General features: G+C 40.5%; 22 protein-coding genes and 1 riboswitch. Of the genes, 13 read left to right on the top strand and 9 right to left on the bottom strand.

Going from position 1 to position 19337, the window contains the following annotated elements; genetic code table 11:
- The 4 genes from ACFQ0V_RS11570 to yidD form a co-directional block, all read right to left on the bottom strand.
- Positions 1–80, bottom strand: an 80-nt coding sequence (locus ACFQ0V_RS11570) for a helix-turn-helix domain-containing protein (protein WP_381013695.1), incomplete at its 3' end; no start/stop codon positions are given.
- 38 nt (positions 81–118) lie between these two features.
- A complete protein-coding gene (gene istB, locus ACFQ0V_RS11565; protein WP_381013675.1) occupies positions 119–871 on the bottom strand; it encodes an IS21-like element helper ATPase IstB in 753 nt (250 codons plus the stop codon).
- Complete coding sequence (gene istA, locus ACFQ0V_RS11560; protein ID WP_449329116.1) at positions 846–2417, bottom strand: IS21 family transposase; 1572 nt, start codon at positions 2415–2417, stop codon at positions 846–848. Before istA ends, istB begins: the two co-directional genes overlap by 26 nt.
- 344 nt (positions 2418–2761) lie before the next feature.
- Positions 2762–3004 (bottom strand): membrane protein insertion efficiency factor YidD, encoded by a 243-nt coding sequence (gene yidD / locus ACFQ0V_RS11555; protein ID WP_381013670.1) that lies wholly within the window; start codon positions 3002–3004, stop codon positions 2762–2764.
- Between the two features lie 122 nt (positions 3005–3126).
- On the opposite strand from yidD, the gene ACFQ0V_RS11550 reads away from it, so the two are divergent.
- From ACFQ0V_RS11550 to ACFQ0V_RS11535, 4 genes are read left to right on the top strand one after another with little or no spacing between them, the layout of a single operon-like run.
- Positions 3127–3309: a putative motility protein gene (locus ACFQ0V_RS11550; RefSeq protein ID WP_381013667.1), complete on the top strand. Its 183-nt coding sequence runs from the start codon at positions 3127–3129 to the stop codon at positions 3307–3309.
- A 59-nt stretch (positions 3310–3368) separates the two neighbouring features.
- Complete coding sequence (gene ytkD / locus ACFQ0V_RS11545; RefSeq protein WP_381013665.1) at positions 3369–3842, top strand: RNA deprotection pyrophosphohydrolase; 474 nt, start codon at positions 3369–3371, stop codon at positions 3840–3842.
- The gene (locus ACFQ0V_RS11540; RefSeq protein WP_381013662.1) at positions 3835–4617 is read left to right on the top strand and encodes an alpha/beta hydrolase family protein; all 783 of its coding nucleotides are present in this window, start codon (positions 3835–3837) and stop codon (positions 4615–4617) included. Before ytkD ends, ACFQ0V_RS11540 begins: the two co-directional genes overlap by 8 nt.
- An 11-nt stretch (positions 4618–4628) precedes the next feature.
- Positions 4629–5087 carry a hypothetical protein gene (locus ACFQ0V_RS11535; protein ID WP_381013660.1) on the top strand — a complete coding sequence of 153 codons (459 nt, stop codon included), beginning with the start codon at positions 4629–4631 and terminating at the stop codon, positions 5085–5087.
- A 30-nt stretch (positions 5088–5117) separates the two neighbouring features.
- Here the strand turns inward: ACFQ0V_RS11535 and pckA are convergent, their stop codons facing one another.
- Positions 5118–6704 carry a phosphoenolpyruvate carboxykinase (ATP) gene (pckA, locus tag ACFQ0V_RS11530; RefSeq protein WP_381013657.1) on the bottom strand — a complete coding sequence of 529 codons (1587 nt, stop codon included), beginning with the start codon at positions 6702–6704 and terminating at the stop codon, positions 5118–5120.
- 195 nt (positions 6705–6899) lie between these two features.
- Positions 6900–7013, top strand: a riboswitch (SAM riboswitch).
- A 162-nt stretch (positions 7014–7175) separates the two neighbouring features.
- On the opposite strand from pckA, the gene metK reads away from it, so the two are divergent.
- Positions 7176–8366, top strand: a complete 1191-nt coding sequence (gene metK / locus ACFQ0V_RS11525) for a methionine adenosyltransferase (RefSeq protein ID WP_381013692.1) — start codon at positions 7176–7178, stop codon at positions 8364–8366.
- A 37-nt stretch (positions 8367–8403) separates the two neighbouring features.
- Here metK and ACFQ0V_RS11520 read toward each other — a convergent pair whose 3' ends face one another.
- The gene (locus ACFQ0V_RS11520; RefSeq protein ID WP_381013654.1) at positions 8404–8916 is read right to left on the bottom strand and encodes a gamma carbonic anhydrase; all 513 of its coding nucleotides are present in this window, start codon (positions 8914–8916) and stop codon (positions 8404–8406) included.
- Between the two features lie 125 nt (positions 8917–9041).
- Here ACFQ0V_RS11520 and ACFQ0V_RS11515 point away from each other — a divergent pair, with 125 nt between their 5' ends.
- From ACFQ0V_RS11515 to ACFQ0V_RS11495, 5 genes are all read left to right on the top strand, one after another.
- Entirely contained in the window at positions 9042–9824 is a 783-nt protein-coding gene (locus ACFQ0V_RS11515; RefSeq protein WP_381013651.1) for an alpha/beta hydrolase, read from the top strand.
- Between the two features lie 14 nt (positions 9825–9838).
- Positions 9839–10462 carry a thermonuclease family protein gene (locus tag ACFQ0V_RS11510; RefSeq protein ID WP_381013648.1) on the top strand — a complete coding sequence of 208 codons (624 nt, stop codon included), beginning with the start codon at positions 9839–9841 and terminating at the stop codon, positions 10460–10462.
- 181 nt (positions 10463–10643) lie between these two features.
- Entirely contained in the window at positions 10644–11567 is a 924-nt protein-coding gene (locus ACFQ0V_RS11505) for a cation diffusion facilitator family transporter (RefSeq protein WP_381013646.1), read from the top strand.
- 9 nt (positions 11568–11576) lie between these two features.
- On the top strand, positions 11577–12023 hold the full coding sequence (locus ACFQ0V_RS11500) for a hypothetical protein (protein WP_381013643.1): 447 nt from the start codon (positions 11577–11579) through the stop codon (positions 12021–12023).
- Complete coding sequence (locus ACFQ0V_RS11495) at positions 12020–12961, top strand: TRM11 family SAM-dependent methyltransferase (protein ID WP_381013640.1); 942 nt, start codon at positions 12020–12022, stop codon at positions 12959–12961. The genes ACFQ0V_RS11500 and ACFQ0V_RS11495 overlap by 4 nt, the downstream gene beginning before the upstream one ends.
- Positions 12962–13002: 41 nt before the next feature.
- Here the strand turns inward: ACFQ0V_RS11495 and ACFQ0V_RS11490 are convergent, their stop codons facing one another.
- The 3 genes from ACFQ0V_RS11490 to ACFQ0V_RS11480 form a co-directional block, all read right to left on the bottom strand.
- A complete protein-coding gene (locus tag ACFQ0V_RS11490) occupies positions 13003–14202 on the bottom strand; it encodes a quaternary amine ABC transporter ATP-binding protein (RefSeq protein ID WP_381013637.1) in 1200 nt (399 codons plus the stop codon).
- Complete coding sequence (locus ACFQ0V_RS11485) at positions 14199–15059, bottom strand: ABC transporter permease (protein ID WP_381013634.1); 861 nt, start codon at positions 15057–15059, stop codon at positions 14199–14201. Before ACFQ0V_RS11485 ends, ACFQ0V_RS11490 begins: the two co-directional genes overlap by 4 nt.
- A gap of 93 nt (positions 15060–15152) precedes the next feature.
- A complete protein-coding gene (locus tag ACFQ0V_RS11480) occupies positions 15153–16148 on the bottom strand; it encodes an ABC transporter substrate-binding protein (protein ID WP_381013632.1) in 996 nt (331 codons plus the stop codon).
- 325 nt (positions 16149–16473) lie between these two features.
- Here ACFQ0V_RS11480 and cbpB point away from each other — a divergent pair, with 325 nt between their 5' ends.
- The 3 genes from cbpB to ACFQ0V_RS11465 all read left to right on the top strand — a co-directional run bounded on the left by cbpB (position 16474) and on the right by ACFQ0V_RS11465 (position 19335).
- The gene (cbpB, locus tag ACFQ0V_RS11475) at positions 16474–16914 is read left to right on the top strand and encodes a cyclic-di-AMP-binding protein CbpB (RefSeq protein WP_381013630.1); all 441 of its coding nucleotides are present in this window, start codon (positions 16474–16476) and stop codon (positions 16912–16914) included.
- Positions 16915–16979: 65 nt separating this feature from the next.
- Complete coding sequence (locus ACFQ0V_RS11470; protein WP_381013627.1) at positions 16980–18449, top strand: MDR family MFS transporter; 1470 nt, start codon at positions 16980–16982, stop codon at positions 18447–18449.
- Complete coding sequence (locus ACFQ0V_RS11465; protein WP_381013625.1) at positions 18436–19335, top strand: LysR family transcriptional regulator; 900 nt, start codon at positions 18436–18438, stop codon at positions 19333–19335. The genes ACFQ0V_RS11470 and ACFQ0V_RS11465 overlap by 14 nt, the downstream gene beginning before the upstream one ends.
- Positions 19336–19337: the final 2 nt, after the last annotated feature.

Below are 19337 nucleotides of genomic sequence, written 5' to 3'. Positions count from 1 at the left end.
TCGACTGTGCCCCGCTTTAGTTCTCGAGATACTGTACTGTGATCGCGTCCAATTTTCTCTCCAATTTCTGTATTTCGCAACTGAAAAGTGAGCCATTTATTAATTTAAAACTGAGCCACTAGAAATCTTGAGTCTCTATCCATTTTTGAGTTTCAAGAATACGGTACGAATCGCCAATCATATTAACGATATAGGCACGATGTGTGAGTCGATCTGTTAAAGCTGAAGTAAGGATAGGGTCGTGAAACACCTCGCCCCAGCGATCAAATGACAAGTTACTCGTAATGATGAGTGAACCTCGACCAGCGCGTAAAGATAATAAGCTAAATAGGAGCTCTGCTCCTTCTTGATCGAACGAGATATAACCCAGTTCATCTAAAATAACTAAATCATAATTTTCAAATTTCTTTTCAAATATTCTTAAGGTTCTTTCCGACCGACTTTCTTTTAATTGATTCACAAGAGAATGAATTGTGGTAAAAAGAACTTTATACCCGGCCAAACAGGCTTCGATTCCCAAACCAATGGCTACGTGAGTCTTTCCTGTACCTGGAGAGCCAATCAGAAGGACGTTTTGTTTTTCTGTAATAAAGGTTAGTTCTTTTAAAATAGGCAAGCGAGCTGCCGCATTTTGCGGCAGGGCTTCCATTTCAAGCTCTTCTAATAATTTCTTCTCTGGAAATTGAGCGAGTCGGATCCGATTTGTTCGAGCACGAACTTGGCGGTCTTCTTGCTCTTTTGTTAAAGCGTAATAAAGAAAATCAGAGGCTTTTGGATACTCCTTAAAAATATTTTCATCTTGAAGTAGTTGCCGAATACTTGGAAGTCGGAGAACTTTGCACATCTCAATCATCTGCTGTTGGTGATTCATCATGTTCATTCCTTTCCAAAGTAGTAAGTTCCCATAACTTATTCAAGTTTTGAATATTAAAAAGCGATTGTACAGCGACTTCATCTGTAGGATCGATAATCGTTGGGGTTGATTCATTCTGTTGAGCGATGAAGATAATTTTCTCCGTCGTCACAGAAGAGCCTTGCTCTTCTAAAGAGGCAATTGCCTTTAATACTCGTGGAAGTACCACTTCTTCATTTCGCAAAGCGAGATATAAAGCTAGAAAATCTTTTTCATTTCCGATATAATGAGTTTCGAATATGTTTTTTATTTGATTGGGCGCTTGATTCAAACATTCACTTTGAATCAAAGCCCCTTTCTTTTTTTCGAATGTTTTTAAAAAATGAGAAATCTCCATAATCCAGGTGTGTAGTCCCCAACACCTCGTATGACTTCCCACACATTCACCTTCGTAAAAGATGCGAAGCGTATTTGCACTCACTTTTACTTTGACAAACTCACCAACATATCCTTCTTGAACTGAATAATGATTTTGTCGATACATAATTGTGCTATATTTTGTGACACGTGCCTCGACTAATTCAGCCGCATCAAAAGGTGTTGGCTGGTTTGATTCTTTTCGTTCCTGTCGCTCTTCTACAAGTAATAGGCGATGAGGTGTTTTCTTTTGATAATGCTTATGATCGTTCAGTTTCTGAATAATCTGTTCTAAATAACTTTGCGCTTCCTCCAATGTTGAAAAAGTATCTTCTTGAGCGAATGCTTTTCTACGAATGACTTCTACACTTCGTTCGACATGCCCTTTCTGATTGCCTTTGCGAGGTTCACAAAGGCGAATTTGAAACCCATAATGTAAAGAGAGATTTAACATCCCTTCTGTAATACTTCGCTGAGGTCCATTAAAACTTTTAACGACTGTTCGCATATTGTCATATGTGAATACCTCCGGTATGAATTTTAAATGTTGAATACAACGAACATGCGCGTCTTGTACACAAATAAGTGTTTCGGATTCGTAGAGCCGTGCAAAGCGATAATTACTGTACGGTAATGTGAAAACAGCTAGTGAATAAGATTTTAATTCGCCATTAATGGTGAGTTTAACCTCTCCCCAATCGAATTCAATTTCTCGTCCGGCCTCTGGACGTTGACGAATAAATACTTCCTTTTGCTTTTTTGTTTCGCGATTTACAAAATTACGAACCGTTGTATAGCTGATTTGAAATCCTTCATCTAACAGTTTCTCATGCATATCTATGATTTTTAATTGCTGCTTATGCATATTTTGTTGACGTTTTCTTTGATTTTGTTTAATCATGTAGCGAATTTTCTTTTGAATACTTGTCGTTAAAACGCTTCTTGAACTTTTTCGCTTTTTGTATGAAGGTGGCGATACGTAGTTATTCGTAATCGGGAGATTACGCGTATCCTGTTGCTTCGCGACCAATTCTTGATCAATATATTTCTTTACAGTATTTCTTGAAAGATTAAGCCGTTTCGCAATTTGCCTTTGACTTTCATTTTCTTGAAAGTAAGCAAGTAAAACTTGTTGTTTTTTGTTCAATGAAATCACCTTTTTTCCTCCTAACCATTCTACTAGGTTAGGATTATTTTCTTACAAGGTGGCTCAGTTTTCAATTGCGATGTGGCTCACTTTTAGATTAACAGATACAAATTTCTCTTAAAGACAAACCTTGCTCCCTGTATGCAGCTATTTGTCCTCTTTCAATTTCAGTTAAATGTGTATAGCTTCGTTTTTTCGTGTTAGAATGAGAGTGAGTCATCGTGATTTACCTCCGTATGTTTATGGTTTTGGTCAACTTTAACTATACGTGGTTTCACGATGGCTTTCTATTTATTTAGCTGTTGCATTTCATTTTACAATGAAGCAAAAAAAGAAACGTCACTTTATTTTTTCTGTGACGTTTCTTCTTTTGTAGGAGGTACCGGATCGAAGTAATCTCCTTTATGAAAAGGGTGACAACGGCCGATTCGTTTAATTGTCAACCAAGTCCCTTTCCAAAAACCATGTTTTTCTAAAGCTTCAACTCCGTAGTGCGAACATGTCGGACTGAAACGGCATGTCGGTGGTGTAAGGGGAGAAATAAATTTTTGATATAGTCGAATGAGTCCGATGAGTAGTTTTTTCATGTCGTCCCTTCTTTCCTCCTATTTATTTTAGCGATTTTACGAGATGTTCACAAACATTGTGCCCAGATGAGTTGAATGTGTTAAGAGAAACGTCGATAATAGAAGAGAAAGGAGTGGTTAACATGGAATTGAATGCAATGATGGCCAGTCAATTACAAAGTTTGCAGTCACTCGTACAAATGAGTGTCATGAACAAAAGCCTTTCAATGAGTACTGAAGCAGCTGCAGATATGCTGAAAGGAATGCCTGAAGCGAACGTAGCACCACACCCATACAAAGGGCAAACAATTGATTTAAAAGCGTAACACAATATAGACGGAGTGCTTGCACTTCGTCTATATTATTTTTATAAGGAGTGAAGGAAGTGCCTACATTTACAGATTTACAAGGAGCGGACGTTCACTTAACGTACGGGCCGAACGATTTTCAAATCGAAGCGCGTCATGTACTCGTCATCGCTCGTTGGAAAAATAAATGGGTGTTAACGAAGCATCGTGTGCGTGGCATTGAATTTCCAGGTGGGAAAGTAGAGGGCGATGAAACGTTAGAAGAAGCATCAATACGTGAGATGTATGAAGAAACAGGGGCGACTTTAATGAATGTTCAATACGTTGCAGAATATGTCGTTCAAACAGAAACACCTTTTTGTAAAGCTGTTTTCACGGGGACGATTACGTCGATCGATGAAGATGCGGAACGTTACGAAACGGATGGCGTCGTATTATTGACGACGGAACAATTTATGACGTGTGAACATTTAAGTTTTCATATGAAAGATTCAGGAATGGAACAGTTAATGGAATGGGTGAGGCGGTATGAGGAGCGGCACAATGATTGAGCGTAGACTTTATCCTTCTCCGAATCCGCACATTCGCATCGAAGAAGTGACGTACCAATCGGGACCTTATCGTGTGAAAGGGTTACTCGCGATTCCGAAACGAAAAGGAAGGTATTCATCGATTATTTATTTCCGTGGAGGCATTCAATCACTCGGCACAGTAAGACCTGCGCGAATCGCGCAATATGCTTCTTACGGCTTCATCGTCTTCGCACCTTTTTACCGAGGGAATCGTGGCGGGGAAGGGCGAGACGAATTTGTTGGGGATGATCGGCTGGATGCGATTAGTGCAGTCGATGTGTTGAAGCAAATTGAATGGACGAATGAACATATTCACATCGTCGGGTATTCACGTGGTGGTGCGATGGCTTGTTGGACTGCGATTGCTCGAGAAGAAGTGACGACTGCGACGATTTGGGCGGGGATGAGCGATATTGTCGCAACGTATTTTGAGCGCATCGATATGCGGCGTATGATGAAACGGCTTATCGGAAAATCGCCCAACAGCAATCCGAGCGGATACCGCGAACGCGACCCTTTGTCGGAGTTATATAGAGCGCGTTGTCCTTTTTTAATCGTTCATGGAAAGAGAGATCAAAATGTCTCCATCGCTCAGTCGTATCGTTTAGAAGCGTTACTACGAGCTGAACAGAAAGAAGTAGCAACGATTTATTTTGAAACGTATGATCATGTTTTACCGAATGTGATTGGTCGCACGTTAATTCGTCATATGACAGCTTGGATGAAAAGTGAAGAAAATCGTCTAAGTAGATAGGAAGTGGAAAGATGAAGATGAGTCGTTGGATGATCATTATTTTCGTTATTTTTGCCGGGGCATTCGCTATTTTTGTAAATGAAACGGTGTTGGAATGGCGCATGAATCAAAAAGTTCAGAAAGCGTTACAACCTTTACAAACAGGAGATGAAGTAACCTTTGCAGAAATTTTACCGATTGCGTGGACAGAGATGTATGTTTTTGAGCCGTATACACCGAAAGAAGTAGCATCTGAAGCGGTCGGTCAAAAAATTAAAGGGTATCGAGAGAGCGTGAATGATGGAACACTTCAACTCGTCGTCCTTCGCGATGACAAAATCGTCTATTATGCATCGGGATATCCTTCGCATTATGGTTACGTAATAAACGATTATTACGATGGTGAACCGTTCACACCTGAAACGGTATTTCAAGTGGAGCGGAATGATGCTATTGTTTATTTTACACGAATGAACAAAGAAAACGACTAAGCAGATCGTGCTTGCTTAGTCGTTTTTATATTATGCGAGTGGTCCGCCGTTTTCTTCGAATTGTTTTGATTCTTCACCGAAACGTTTGAAGTTTTCGTGGAATAAGTTCGCAAGATGTTTTGCTTGTTTGTCATATTCTGCTTTATCTGCCCATACGTTGCGTGGGTTGAGTAAGTTAGAAGGAACACCTTCAATTGCTGTCGGCATGTGTAAGCCGAAGATTGGATCTTGTTCTGTTTCGACATCGTTTAATTTACCTTCGATTGCTGCGTTCACCATAGCGCGCGTATATTTTAAGCTCATACGCTCACCAACGCCGTATCCTCCACCTGTCCAACCTGTGTTGACGAGGAATACTTGTGAATCGTGTTCGTCGATTTTTTTACCGAGCATTTCTGCATATGCTGTCGGGTGAAGCGGTAAGAATGGCTCTCCGAAACATGATGAGAATGTTGCTTCTGGTTCTGTAACGCCGCGCTCTGTACCTGCAAGCTTTGAAGTGAATCCGCTTAAGAAGTGGTACATCGCTTGGTCTTTCGTCAATTTTGAGATTGGAGGTAATACGCCGAATGCGTCTGCTGTTAAGAAGACGATTGTTTTCGGGTGGCCTGCAACCGATGGTGTTACGATATTGTCGATGTAATGAATTGGGTAAGCCGCACGTGTATTTTCAGTAAGTTCACCTGAGAAGTAGTCTGGCTCATGTGTATCTTCATCGATTACGACGTTTTCAAGGACTGAACCGAAACGGATCGCATTGTAAATTTCAGGTTCTTTTTCTTCTGTTAAATCGATACATTTCGCGTAGCATCCACCTTCGATGTTGAATACACCGTCGTCTGACCAACCGTGCTCATCGTCACCGATTAATTTACGGTTAGCATCTGCTGATAAAGTTGTTTTACCAGTTCCTGATAACCCGAAGAATAAAGCAGCGTCGCCTTCTTCTCCAACGTTTGCTGAACAGTGCATTGAGAACACACCGTTTTTCGGTAATAAGTAGTTCATAATCGAGAAGATTGATTTTTTCATTTCTCCTGCATACTCTGTACCACCGATTAAGACGATGCGTTTTTCGAATGACACGAGTACGAATGCTTCAGAATTCGTTCCGTCTACTGCAGGATCAGCTTTGAAAGATGGTGCTGATACGATTGTAAATTGAGCTTCATGTGTTTTTAGCTCTTCTTCAGTTGGACGGATGAATAACTGATGCACGAAAAGGTTGTGCCATGCATATTCGTTAACAACTTGAATGGATAATTGTGTCTTTTTATCTGCGCCAGCAAATCCTTTAAAGACGAATACTTCTTCTTTTTCAGCTAAGTAATCTGTTACTTTTTTGTATAAGTTGTTGAACACATCTTCAGAAATTGGACGGTTCACTTTTCCCCAGCTAATTTCGTCTTTCATTGATTCTTCTTCTACGATAAATTTATCTTTTGGTGAACGACCTGTGTATTTTCCAGTCGTTGCAACGATTGCACCGTCAGAAGTTAATTGCGCTTCGCCACGTTTGACCGCCTTCTCTACTAAAGTAGCGACAGATGGTTGCATGACGATGTTCTTGTTCGCGAGTAATTGTTCGAGTTCAGTAGTCATTTTAGCAGTAATCATATTGTACGTACCTTCCTTTTACAGTATTATTATTGAGTATAAGAACCAACTAAAAAAGTTGGGTGATAACACATTTCGTAATTAGTATAACACATTAAAAAAGATAGTCTATTAAAATCTTTTAAAGCGCAAAAGATAAGTATATAAGTTTGACAAATTAGTAACGGTTTTGTAAGATTATCGTTGAAACGGATACTCTTATCCCGAGTTGGTGGAGGGACAGGCCCTATGAAACCCAGCAACCTGCATGATTTCACTGCATGCGAAGGTGCCAACCTGAAAGCAAGGAAGTTCCTTGGACGATAAGAGTGAAAGGTGCTGTTCGTGTATAAACCTTTCCCTCATGACTAATCGTGAGAGAAAGGTTTTTTTTATGAATTGACGCATCGGCATGTGCTCGTCTAGTAGTTCGGGCGAAAAAACATGGGTAACGGAGTACCGGGTCAATTTTTATACTATAGAGGAGGAAATATTATGAGTAATCGCCGATTATTCACATCAGAATCGGTTACGGAAGGTCACCCGGATAAAATGTGTGACCAAATTTCAGACGCGATTTTAGATGCCATTTTAGCAGAAGATCCAGCTGCGCGTGTAGCTTGTGAGACGACTATCACGACAGGTCTCGTGCTCGTAGCAGGTGAGATTACGACATCTACATATGTAGATATTCCGAAAGTTGTTCGTGATACAGTACGTGAGATTGGGTATACACGTGCAAAGTATGGTTTCGACTGGGAAACGTCCGCAGTATTGACAGCGATTGACGAGCAATCACCAGATATCGCACAAGGGGTAGACCAAGCGTTAGAAATGCGTGAACTTTCAGATGATGAATTAGATGCGATTGGAGCAGGCGACCAAGGATTAATGTTCGGATACGCATGTAATGAAACGCCTGAATTTATGCCACTCCCGATTAGCTTAGCGCATCAATTGTCGAAGCGTTTAGCTGATGTTCGTAAAGATGAAACGATTCCTTACTTACGTCCAGACGGAAAAACACAAGTTACGATTGAATATGATGAAAATAAATTGCCTGTGCGTGTTGATACAGTTGTTCTTTCTACACAACATCATCCAGAAGTAACGAACGAACAAATTGAAGCAGATATTCTTGAACATGTCATTCGACCTATTGTGCCACAACAATGGTTAGATGAAGACACAAAATATTTCATTAACCCGACAGGACGCTTTGTCATCGGAGGTCCACAAGGAGATGCTGGTTTAACAGGTCGCAAAATTATCGTCGATACATATGGCGGTTATGCACGACACGGCGGAGGAGCATTCTCTGGAAAAGACGCGACAAAAGTAGACCGTTCTGCATCATATGCAGCACGTTACGTTGCGAAAAATATCGTAGCAGCAGGACTCGCTACACATTGTGAAGTACAAATTGCGTACGCAATCGGTGTTGCGCAACCTGTCTCGATCGCAGTTGAAACATTCGGAACAGGTACAGTGAGCGAGGAGAAGCTTGTGGAAGCAGTACGTCAAACATTTGACTTACGCCCAGCAGGAATTATCCAAATGCTCGATTTACGTCGCCCGATTTACAAACAAACAGCAGCATATGGCCACTTCGGTCGCACAGACGTTGAACTTCCATGGGAGAAGCTTGATAAAGTCGAACAGTTAAAAGAGTTAACGAAATAAAGTAAAACAGCGAAGAGAAAAAATCTCTTCGCTGTTTTTATTTTTGAATGCTTTTATAATATTGTCCTTTTTCAACATATTCCGTTCGAATACGTTCCATATCTTTTTTATCTTCTTCTGTCAATTCACGTACAACTTTAACAGGCGAACCGAAAGCTAAACTGTTCGGCGGAATTACTTTCCCAGGGGGGACGAGACTCCCTGCACCGATAAATGCACCTTCTCCGATGACAGCACCGTCTAAAATCGTTGCATCCATCCCGATTAATGCTTTCTCTTTAATATGGCAACTATGGAGTGTTGCGCGGTGTCCAATCGTGACGTCATTTTCTAAAATGAGTGGATGGCTAGGGCTTTGATGCAAACAACAAAAGTCTTGCACGTTCACTCGCTCTCCAATTTTTGTCGGTGAGACATCACCTCGTATAACTGTATTAAACCAAATCGAACTGTACGCACCGATCGTTACATCACCTGTAATTGTTACAAAATCCGCAATATAAGCGGTTTCATCAATATTAGGTGTCTTTCCATCGTATGGATAAATCATTCCGTTCACTCCTCTCTTCATAAATCATGTATAATAAGCCTAGCAAAAAATAATTGAAAAAGAAATGAAATAGGAAGAAAAATAAGGAATCCTTTCATTTTTGAAGCAGATTGGAGTCGATTTGATTGTGGAAATGGGAAGCAGAGGGACAAGCGAAAGCTGTAGTTGGGCTCATTCATAGTGCTTACGAGCATCACGAACGATATGCTTGGCTCATCCAACAGTTGCGTTCAAATCAATGCCACGTCATTACAGGAAATTTACCGGGTCACGGAATTGAAGGCCATGTACATAATGAGGCAATCGGCACTTATAATTTATATATAAAACGTCTTATTGCCGCATGTCATGCGGAAGAGTTGCCATTATTTTTAATCGGTCATGGTTTTGGCGCAACATTGTTAATTCGTTTACTTCAAAAAGAAAATATCGAATGCGCAGGCGTTATTTTAACGTCTCCATGGCTCGAGTTAACATATCAACCTCCTAAACTGTTGACGATGTTAATGAAAATTAGTCCAAGTTCTAAAATTGACCACGCGATCAATAGTACGTTGCTGACGAGAGACGATTTACACCAACGTCAGTTTGAAGAGGATCCGCTATATCATTGCGTCGTGACGAGCTCTTGGTATCACGATTTGCAACTCTTGATGAAGACGATTGAACAGACAGAACGCAAATATCAAGACATTTCGACATTAGTTTTTGTCGGGGCAGAAGATGAAGTGACAAATCCAAATTACACGCAACAATGGTTTTATGAGAGGAAATTATCTCATTTACAGTTTAAAAAATGGCCGCTCGTACGTCATGACGTGTGGCAAGAAGAAGAGCGAGAAGAGATGCTCGCTTATGCGAATGATTTTATGAACAATGTGTTACGTTCTTTAGGATATATCGTGTAAGAAAGGAAAGAATAATGACTCAACAACAAAAGAAAGAACAACCGAAAAACTTTAAACAGTGGATTATTTCCATTATCGTCGTCGCCATTGCTGGATATTTCGGTATCGATTTACTCGACTCGGAAGATGCCACACCTTCAAGGGAAGGATTAATTCCTGTTGAATTAGTCCGCGTCGTCGATGGAGATACGATTCGAATTATGTACGAAGGAGAAGAGAGAGCAGTTCGTTACCTTCTCGTCGATACACCGGAAACTGTCCATCCTAAAAAAACGACAGAACGATTCGGACCTGAAGCCTCCAATTTTATGAAAGAATTGATGAAAGACGGTAAAGTTGAAATTGAATTTGATGTCGGTGAGAAAGAAGATAAATATGGTCGCTTGCTCGCATATATTTATGTCGATGGCGAAAGTGTGCAAGAAATGTTACTCCGCAAAGGACTCGCACGTGTCGCTTTCGTTTACCCGCCAAATGATTCATACGTGACGCGCTTTAAAGAAATTGAAGCGGAAGCGAGAGAGAATAAATGTGGAATTTGGAGCTTAGAAGGATATGCGCATTCAAGAGGATTTAATACAGATCGTTATCCATATGACGAAAAAAGCAAAAAAGATATTCAAAAAGTATGTGATTGATAGAAATATGTGTTATACTAATTAATACAAAACTTATAAAAAAGAGGGATAACGATGAATATCGCACCCATTTGCATACAAAGACACAACTGTATATGTTTTTTAACACGCTAAACCTGACATTCCGATGTCAGGTTTTTTTGTTGCCTGTATGCAAACTTTTTGAAAGGGGAGAAATTTGATGGAACAAACAGTAGAACAGAAACACTCCTTCGCAGCACTCGTCGCGATTTGGGTTAGTTTAATTAGTAATATTTTATTAACGATTTTAAAAATAGGAGTAGGGGCGCTTTTCAACAGTCCCGTCTTACTTGCGGACGGTTTTCATAACGCGGCAGACGTCGTCGCATCACTAGCAGCACTCACATCGATGCGCATTTCAAAACGACCAGCCGATGAAGATCATCCTTGGGGACACGGAAAAGCAGAAGTGATCGGTTCAGGAATCGTTGCGATTATTTTAGCGGGTGCTGCGATTTATATCGCATACGAAGCGATTGTCACATTGTTTGAAGAACCGTTAAAAGCGAGTTACATCGCATTAATTACAGCAATCGTTTCATTAGTATGGAAACAAGCGTTATACATGTATACGATCAAAATTGGAAAAGCTGAAAATAGTAAAGGGTTAATTGCAACAGCGTACGACCATTTAGCAGACGTTTACGCTTCAGGAGCAGCGGTCATCGGTATTGGATTAGCACTCGTCGGAGATGCAATAGATAAACCATTTTTAAGTTATGGAGACCCGATTGCTGGGTTCATTGTCGCTTTACTCGTCTTAAAATTAGCGATTGAAATGGGGAAGGAATCGCTCGACGTATTGATGGAGAAAAGTGTTGCGCCAGAACGTCTCGTACAGTTTGAGGAAGTCATTCGTCAATTTGACGACGTTCGTCGTATCGACCGTTTACGTGCACGTGAACACGGTCATTACGTTTTAGTAGACTTGAGGATTGCCATTCCAGCGACGTTATCGATTCAAGAAGGACACGATTTGTCGAGTTCGATTCGCAATGCTATTATGGAAACATACCTAGATGTTGATGAAGTACTCATCCATTTAAACCCGTGGTATGAAGAAGCGAATTTTGAAATGAAGTGAGGAATGAATATGAACTACACGATTGTCGACCGCTGTTTAAAAGAAACAGACGAAGTCGTTGAACAACAAGTAACAGACGTAATACAACAGCCTTTAACGTATTTACAAACGCATCAAGATAGTTTTATTTATGTAGAGTCTGCGACATTTGATGAAGTGAATGTCGATTGCATGACGATTGAATTAGATGATGTGTTTCAAACATATACGGCATTATTCGGATTACGCGTATCGAAAGATGAGGAAGCTTTTTTAAAGTATTTCATCGAGACGGAGACGAATCCGACATTAGCGAAACATGCGATTTTATATGCGCAAGCGGATAAAATGTTCGATATGAATGTAACGTTGGAAGCGTTAAATGGTTTCGAAGCGAATTGGACGATTGAGCAAGCGATTGAAGCGGTCGTTCAGTTGATGCGCAAGTATGAAGCGGCACGTCAAGAAGCGCGATGAACTATTTATATTATTACGTGCGCCATATGGATGAGCGAGAAGTATGTGAATTGGAAATGCGTGCGCTTTTCGGAAAATCATCAAACGCTCCATATATCATTACGGAGCGTTGTATTGAACCGTCGCGCAGTCCATTTATAAAAGGTCGTCTCGCTATTTGGATTGAAGCGGATACGGAAAAAGATTTGATCGAACGTGTAGCGAGTTATTCATTTAAAACAGATGAAACGTATAAATTAACATGTTTAAATGAAGTCGATTTTGACGATGAGAAAAAATGGTCACATACGCAGAGACGTCAAATTGAACGTTCAGTCGGTTCTGCGATTACAGCAGAAGTAGACTTACATAATCCGACGGTCGAACTCGGTGTCATTTATTTAGAAGGAACGTATTATTTCGGTGCTGTTCAAAAAGGGGAAGCGGTGTGGTTTCATCATCAACAGAAGCCCCGCATGTATTCGACAGCGCTCAGTTCTCGCTTAGCTCGAGCGATCGTCAATATCGCGGTACCTCATATTGAAGCAGTCGAGAAAGTGATCGACCCTTGTTGTGGGATTGGGACGGTACTCGTCGAAGCGTTATCAATGGGTGTGCCGATTGAAGGAAGCGACGTCAATCCGCTCGTCTGTGACGGATCGCGTGAAAATATCGCTCATTTCGGTTATGACACGAGCGTGACATTATGTCCGATTGAACGAGTTGAAGGGCCGTACGACGTAGCCATTATCGACTTACCTTACAATTTATTTACACATGTGACGGATGAACAGTTGACGTCTATTTTAAAGTCAGCGTATCGCATTGCGAGTCGTGTCGTCTTCGTTGCGATTGAATCAGTAGAAGAACAGTTACAACAAATCGGATTTACAATTGTCGATGAAGCGATCGCTCGAAAGGCAAAATTTGAACGAAAAATTATCGTTTGTGAACGTTAAAAAAGGAATGGCTCCTCATATAAGGAGTCATTCCTTTTACTTTATACCGTTTCAGCGTCAAAATCTTCCGCAATTAAACTTGATAACACGTGTACTCGTAAAATAATACCAAGAATGCGGTTTTCTTCGTCTGTTACGACGAGAGGTAAGCCGGATTGGAGAACGAGTGGGATTAAATCTTGAATATACGTATCCGGTGACACTGTCGTCACTTCGCGTCTTAAAATAGATTCAATTGATTTCTTTTCACGAATAGCATCGATTGCGTCATCGATCGTAATATAGCCTTCTAACTTACGACTACGATCCGCAACGAAGAGTGAAGAAATACCGTTTTCTCGCATCATTTTAACCCCGACTTGCAAACCGTCTTTTAAAGTTAAAATGTTGTGCGGACGCGACATAACATGTTCCGCTTGAAGTACTTTCGAACGGTCAATGTCGTGTGTGAAGGAGGAAATATATTCGTTTGCAGGTTGCTCTAAAATTTCTTCAGGTGTGCCAATTTGTTCGACTCGACCATCTTTCATGACAGCGACCCGGTCCCCGAGTTTAAACGCTTCGTTAACATCGTGTGTAATGAAAATAATCGTTTTTTGAAGTCGTTCTTGTAAGTCGATTAATTCTAACTGCATTTCGCGACGAATGAGTGGGTCAAGCGCACTGAACGGTTCGTCCATAAGTAAAATATCAGGATTGTTCGTTAAAGCGCGCGCGATGCCGACTCGTTGCTGCATACCGCCTGATAGTTGGTCAGGATATTGATCTTCATACCCTTTTAATCCGACGTTTTCTAATTGATCCATCGCAATTTTACGTCGTTCCTCTTTCGATAAACCTCGAATTTCAAGTCCGTATTCGACGTTCTCTAAAATCGTTCGGTGACTAAACAATCCGAAATGTTGGAACACCATCGCGATTTTCTTTTGACGATATTCTCGCAATTGTTGTTTCGAATACTTTGTAATATCTTCTCCGTCGACGAGTATGCTGCCTGCTGTCGGTACGTTCAACATATTAAAGCATCGAATTAATGTCGATTTACCACTACCTGATAGTCCCATAATGACGAAAAATTCTCCGTCATAAATGTCCATCGAAGCGTCGTATACACCGACGGTATGTTTCGTTTCTTTCAAAATTTCTTCTTTTGATTTGCCTTGTTCAATGAGTGGCACAATTTTTTGTGGACGCGGTCCGAAAATTTTGCTCACATGTTGAAGTTGAATTTTAACTGTCATGATGCCTCACCTCTACGACTTTGCATTTTATCCGCAATTCCAGCAGTAATTCGGTCGATAATGATCGCTAAAAAGACGATACTAATACCCGCTTCGAATCCGAGTGACATATCGATTCGGTTTAACGCATGAAGGACGCGCTCACCGAGTCCATCTGCTCCAACCATCGAACCGACGACCGCCATCGATAATGCCATCATCGTCGTTTGGTTCACTCCCGCCATAATCGTCGGTAAAGCTTGAGGTAACTGGACTTTCACGAGCATTTGCATCCGTGATGAACCGAAAGATTCGGCACTTTCAATCACTTCTTCATCGACATTGCGAATGCCTAGTTCCGTTAAACGCATAACGGGTGGTAATGCATAAATAATTGTCGCAATCACCGCTGGAACATTTCCGAGCGGGAAGAAGAAAATAACAGGAATTAAGTAAACGAATGTTGGCATCGTTTGCATCGCGTCTAAAATCGGTCGCATAATAGATGCAAATGTTCGGTTGAACGCCATTAAAATTCCGAGTGGAATTCCGATTAGGAGGGAAAGGACGACAGAAATAATAATAACAGCTAGTGTCGTCATCGTTTGAGACCATAAGTCAAATGTTCCAATTAAAAATAAGAAGACACCAAATGTGATGCCACCTTTCCACGAAGTGAAGTACGTACCGATTGCGACAACGATCAAAATAAGTACCCACCAAGGAAGCATGAGTAGGCCTTGCTCGGTCGCTTTAATCGTGGAAGAAAAGATTACGAATAAAAAATCAAAAAATCCTTTAAAGTTTAAAGCTAAAAAATCGATAAACGCTGCTACTGTATCCCCAATGGGAAACTGTATGTCAGGAAAACTTTGCATAAGTATCGCTAACGTTCTAAGTTTGCGTTAGCGTAAGACCACCTTTCTCTATCATTTAGAAAACGTGCAGAAAGTCTGCACGCTTCGTTAAAATTATTGAATCGCTGATTTTACTTTTTCAGCAATATCTTCTGGCACCCATGAAGTCCAAATGTCTTCATGTTCATTCATCCACCATTTTGCAGCTTCTTCAGGTGAAGCATCGTTTTCATTCATGTAGTCCAGTGCTTCTTCTGTTAAAGTGTTGCTCGTTTCATATTTTTGTAAAAATTCATACACATCTTCCGCTTGTGTAGGGAAGTCTTTATGAACTGCGATGACGACATCATTCGGTGGGAATTCTGTGCTTCGATCTTCTTCCCATTTTTCTAAATCGAATGGTTCATCTTCTAATAAAACGAGGTCAAAGCTAGCTGTTACCCAAGTAGGTGACCAATAGTAGCCGACCCAAGGTTCACCTTGTTTCACTGCCCCAGCGAGTGAAGCGACAATTGCTGAGTCACTGCCAGGAACTAAATAGTTGTATTGCTCATCTAAGCCATATGTCTTTAATTTTTCATCTAAGTACTCACTGATGATCCAACTAGAAGGTGCACCAACGACACGGCCTTTTGACGTATCTTCTGGATCAATAAAAACATCTGCATATTTTTCTAAATCTTTTACTGTCTTTAAATCAGGTGCTACTGGTTCGATCCCGCGTTCAGAATCACCTTCAATGACGTAACGTGGTACGTAAAGACCTTGTGTATTGTCATCAAAGTTCGTTGCTGCACGTACGATATCACCGCGATCAATTGCTTTCGTGTAAATTTCTTCTAAGTTATCTGTCCACACTTCCATATAAACATTTAAATCACCTTGTTGAAGTGCTTGGAGTGTTGCAGTTGAAGTACCATTCGTCACTTCCGTGTCATAACCGTAACCATTTTCGATAATTGTTTGTGCCACACTATTGTGGAAGCGAATGCTATCCCAACCAGCATCAGCAAAGTGAATTGTTTCGATTTCTGTTGCTGAGTCTCCGTCACCACATGCTGCGAGGACGAAAAATAGTGAAGCAAACATCATTGTTAGCCATTTCTTCATGGAAAATATTACCCCTTTTCTAAAAATATAAAACAAAATATCCATTAATTTTAATGAATACATTAATTAATGATACGGGAACTATTTTTATAAATCAAATAATATCGTTGGAATATTCTGATAAAAAGCGCTAAAAAGTGACTAAGTACCTTGTTTTGACACTAAAAATGATTATAAAGAATTATTTTTAATATTTCGTTAATCGAACCTTTCAATAAATTATGAACATTCTTTTTATAGCAAATCATTATATTGAAGCGCTTTCTTATGGTATGATGAGGTGTAAGAGAAAGTGTAATATTTATTGAATAAAGGAGCGGAGTGTATGATTACGACTGAGGATAAATTATTTTTAGAAACGCCGATCGAACAATACTTAATATCAGCAGAAAAAGTAGCCCATGTCCAAATCGGAAACAATGCGGAACATGCGTTACTCGTCTTGACGAAAACGGGTTATTCAGCCATTCCTGTATTAGACGCACAATTTAAATTGCAAGGCTTGTTAGGAATTGGGATGATTACAGATGCCATCCTCGGCCTAGAGCGAATCGAATACGAACGTCTATCCGATTTGAAAGTAGACGACATTATGAATGTTGATATTCCGAGAGTGTATACGACAGATCGATTTCAAAAGGGTCTCGACTTACTCGTGAATCACACATTCTTATGTGTAGTAGAAGAAGACGGTACATTTGCAGGAATTTTAACACGACGCGTCATGCTGAAAGAGTTTAAAAAATATATTTATCAGCCACGCTAACATGTGATGGAATAAAAACTGTAGCCGAACGCAGCGCTGCAGTTTTTTATTTTGGAGGTGGAGAAATGAAGCGTCCCGTCGTCTTAGTCGCTGTCATATTAGCGATGTTCGTCAGTGCAGTAGAAGCGACAATCGTCACAACGGCTATGCCATCAATTGCCGCATCATTCGGAAGTTTTTCACGTTATAGTTGGATTTTTTCATCTTATTTATTAATGAGCACGGTTTCAGTTTTAATTTACGGCAAGTTGGCAGATGTGTATGGGAGAAAACGTATATTTAATATCGGGATGACGATTTTTTTAATCGGTTCATTGTTGGCAGGTTTTGCGACGACTTTTGAACAGTTGACGGTGTATCGTCTCATTCAAGGACTAGGAGCGGGCGCTTTATCACCGATTGCTTCAACGATCGTTGGCGATATTTATACGATGGAAGAGCGAGCGAAAATTCAAGGATACTTATCGAGTGTTTGGGGTATTTCAGCTGTGCTCGGTCCTGCATTAGGCGGTTTACTCGTTCAGTATTTCAGTTGGCATTATGTATTTTGGATTAATTTACCTCTCGGACTTTTAGCGATGCTCGGCATTACGCTATTTTTGAAAGAAGAAGTGGAGCCGAAACGAGTGGAGATTGACTATAAAGGAGCTATACTTTCCACGATTGTCCTTTCTTTATTTATCGTTTGGATTGTAGAAGGTGGACAGTCATTTGAGCGTTTCTCATTACTCGGATCGTTGATGCTTTTGCTCACAATTTTATTTTTATTTTTATTTATTCGTGCAGAGAAGCGAGCAATCGATCCGATTGTGCCGATGAACATATGGCGAAATCCACTCATTTTATATGCAAATATTGTATCATTATTAACTGGCATTATTTTGATGGCCATATCTTCTTATTTACCGACTTATGTGACCGGTTTGATGGAAGAGCATGCGCTCATCGCTGGATTTACATTGACTGCGATGTCTATCGGATGGCCGATTGCATCAACGATTTCAGGTCATTTACTCGTTCGTTACGGACCGTTTACGACATCTCTTGCTGGAGGAATTAGTTTAGCTGTAGGTGCAGGATTATTTGTGACGATGACACCGACGAGTGGCCCGATTTGGGCGGGTTTCGGGAGTTTTTGGATCGGTGTCGGAATGGGATTAACGAGCACGGCATTTTTAGTCGCGATTCAAAATAGTGTACCGTATGCATTAAGAGGAAGTGCAACGGCATCGAATATGTTTATGCGTAACTTCGGAAATACGATTGGTGCTGCGTTATTTGGAGCGGTATTGAATCGTTCGATTACTCATTACTTTCAAACGTTTGGAGCGAAAGGGACGATTGACGATATGAACGTTTTATTGACGAGCGAATCACGTGCGACATTGGAGGAATCTGTTTTACAATTGCTTCAACAAGTATTAGCACAGTCGATGTTCGTTGTCTTTAGCGGTGTGTTCATAATCGTAGCGATTTGTTTTTACTTTATATTTAAAATACCGAGAGGGAAGGTTGTCACTCATGACAGTGAATGAATTTGAAATTATCGTAACATTAGCGGAAGAACGCAATATGAGGAGGGCAGCAGAGCGTCTTTTCATTTCTCAACCGGCTCTGTCTCAGCGGCTTCAATCTATTGAAAAAGCTTGGGGAGAGCAATTGTTTATCCGCTCTCAAAAAGGGCTTGAACCGACTTCTGCAGGAGAGTTAATTATCGATTTCGCAAGAGGAACATTGTTGCGCAAAGAAGAAACGTTAGAACTGATCGCCTCTCTTCATAATAAAGTGCATGGAACATTGAAAATCGCTTGTGCGACAATTGTCGGGCAAACGTGGTTACCTCGCGTCTTGAAAGATTTCGTTGCGCGCTATCCCGATGCGAAAATATCGCTTATGACGGGGTGGAGCTCAGAAATAGTTCAAGCGATTCATAACGGAGAAGCGCATGTCGGAATCGTACGCGGAGATATCGATTGGAAAAGCGAAAAAACATATTTATTTCGCGATCAATTATACTTAGTGGACCGTGAAATCGATCAAGTGAGCGACATTATGCATTCAGAGCGTCCATTCATCCAATTTAAATCAGACTCCAGTTACTATATGGACATTGAAAAATGGTGGAAAGAAAAATTTAGTGCACATCCACAACGAGAAATTATCGTTGATCAAATTGAAACGTGTAAACAGCTCGCCTTAAATGGAATCGGATATGCGATTTTACCTTCGATTACATTGACAGGAAAAGAAGATGTCAACATGATTCCGCTCGTTGAAGAAGATAGTCCTGTCGAGTTATCGCGCGATACATGGCTCATCGGATATGAATCGGCATTTGAACTTCAACAAGTCGCAGCCTTCGCACAAGTCGCCAATATGCATGCGATTCAATTACGAAAAAAGTTGAAATCATTAACGTAAAA

Source organism: Savagea faecisuis (assembly GCF_042675605.1).
GTDB classification, from domain to species: Bacteria; Bacillota; Bacilli; order Bacillales_A; family Planococcaceae; genus Savagea; species Savagea faecisuis.
Note: the sequence above shows the minus strand (reverse complement) of the source record. Positions and strands in the feature narration are given on the sequence as shown.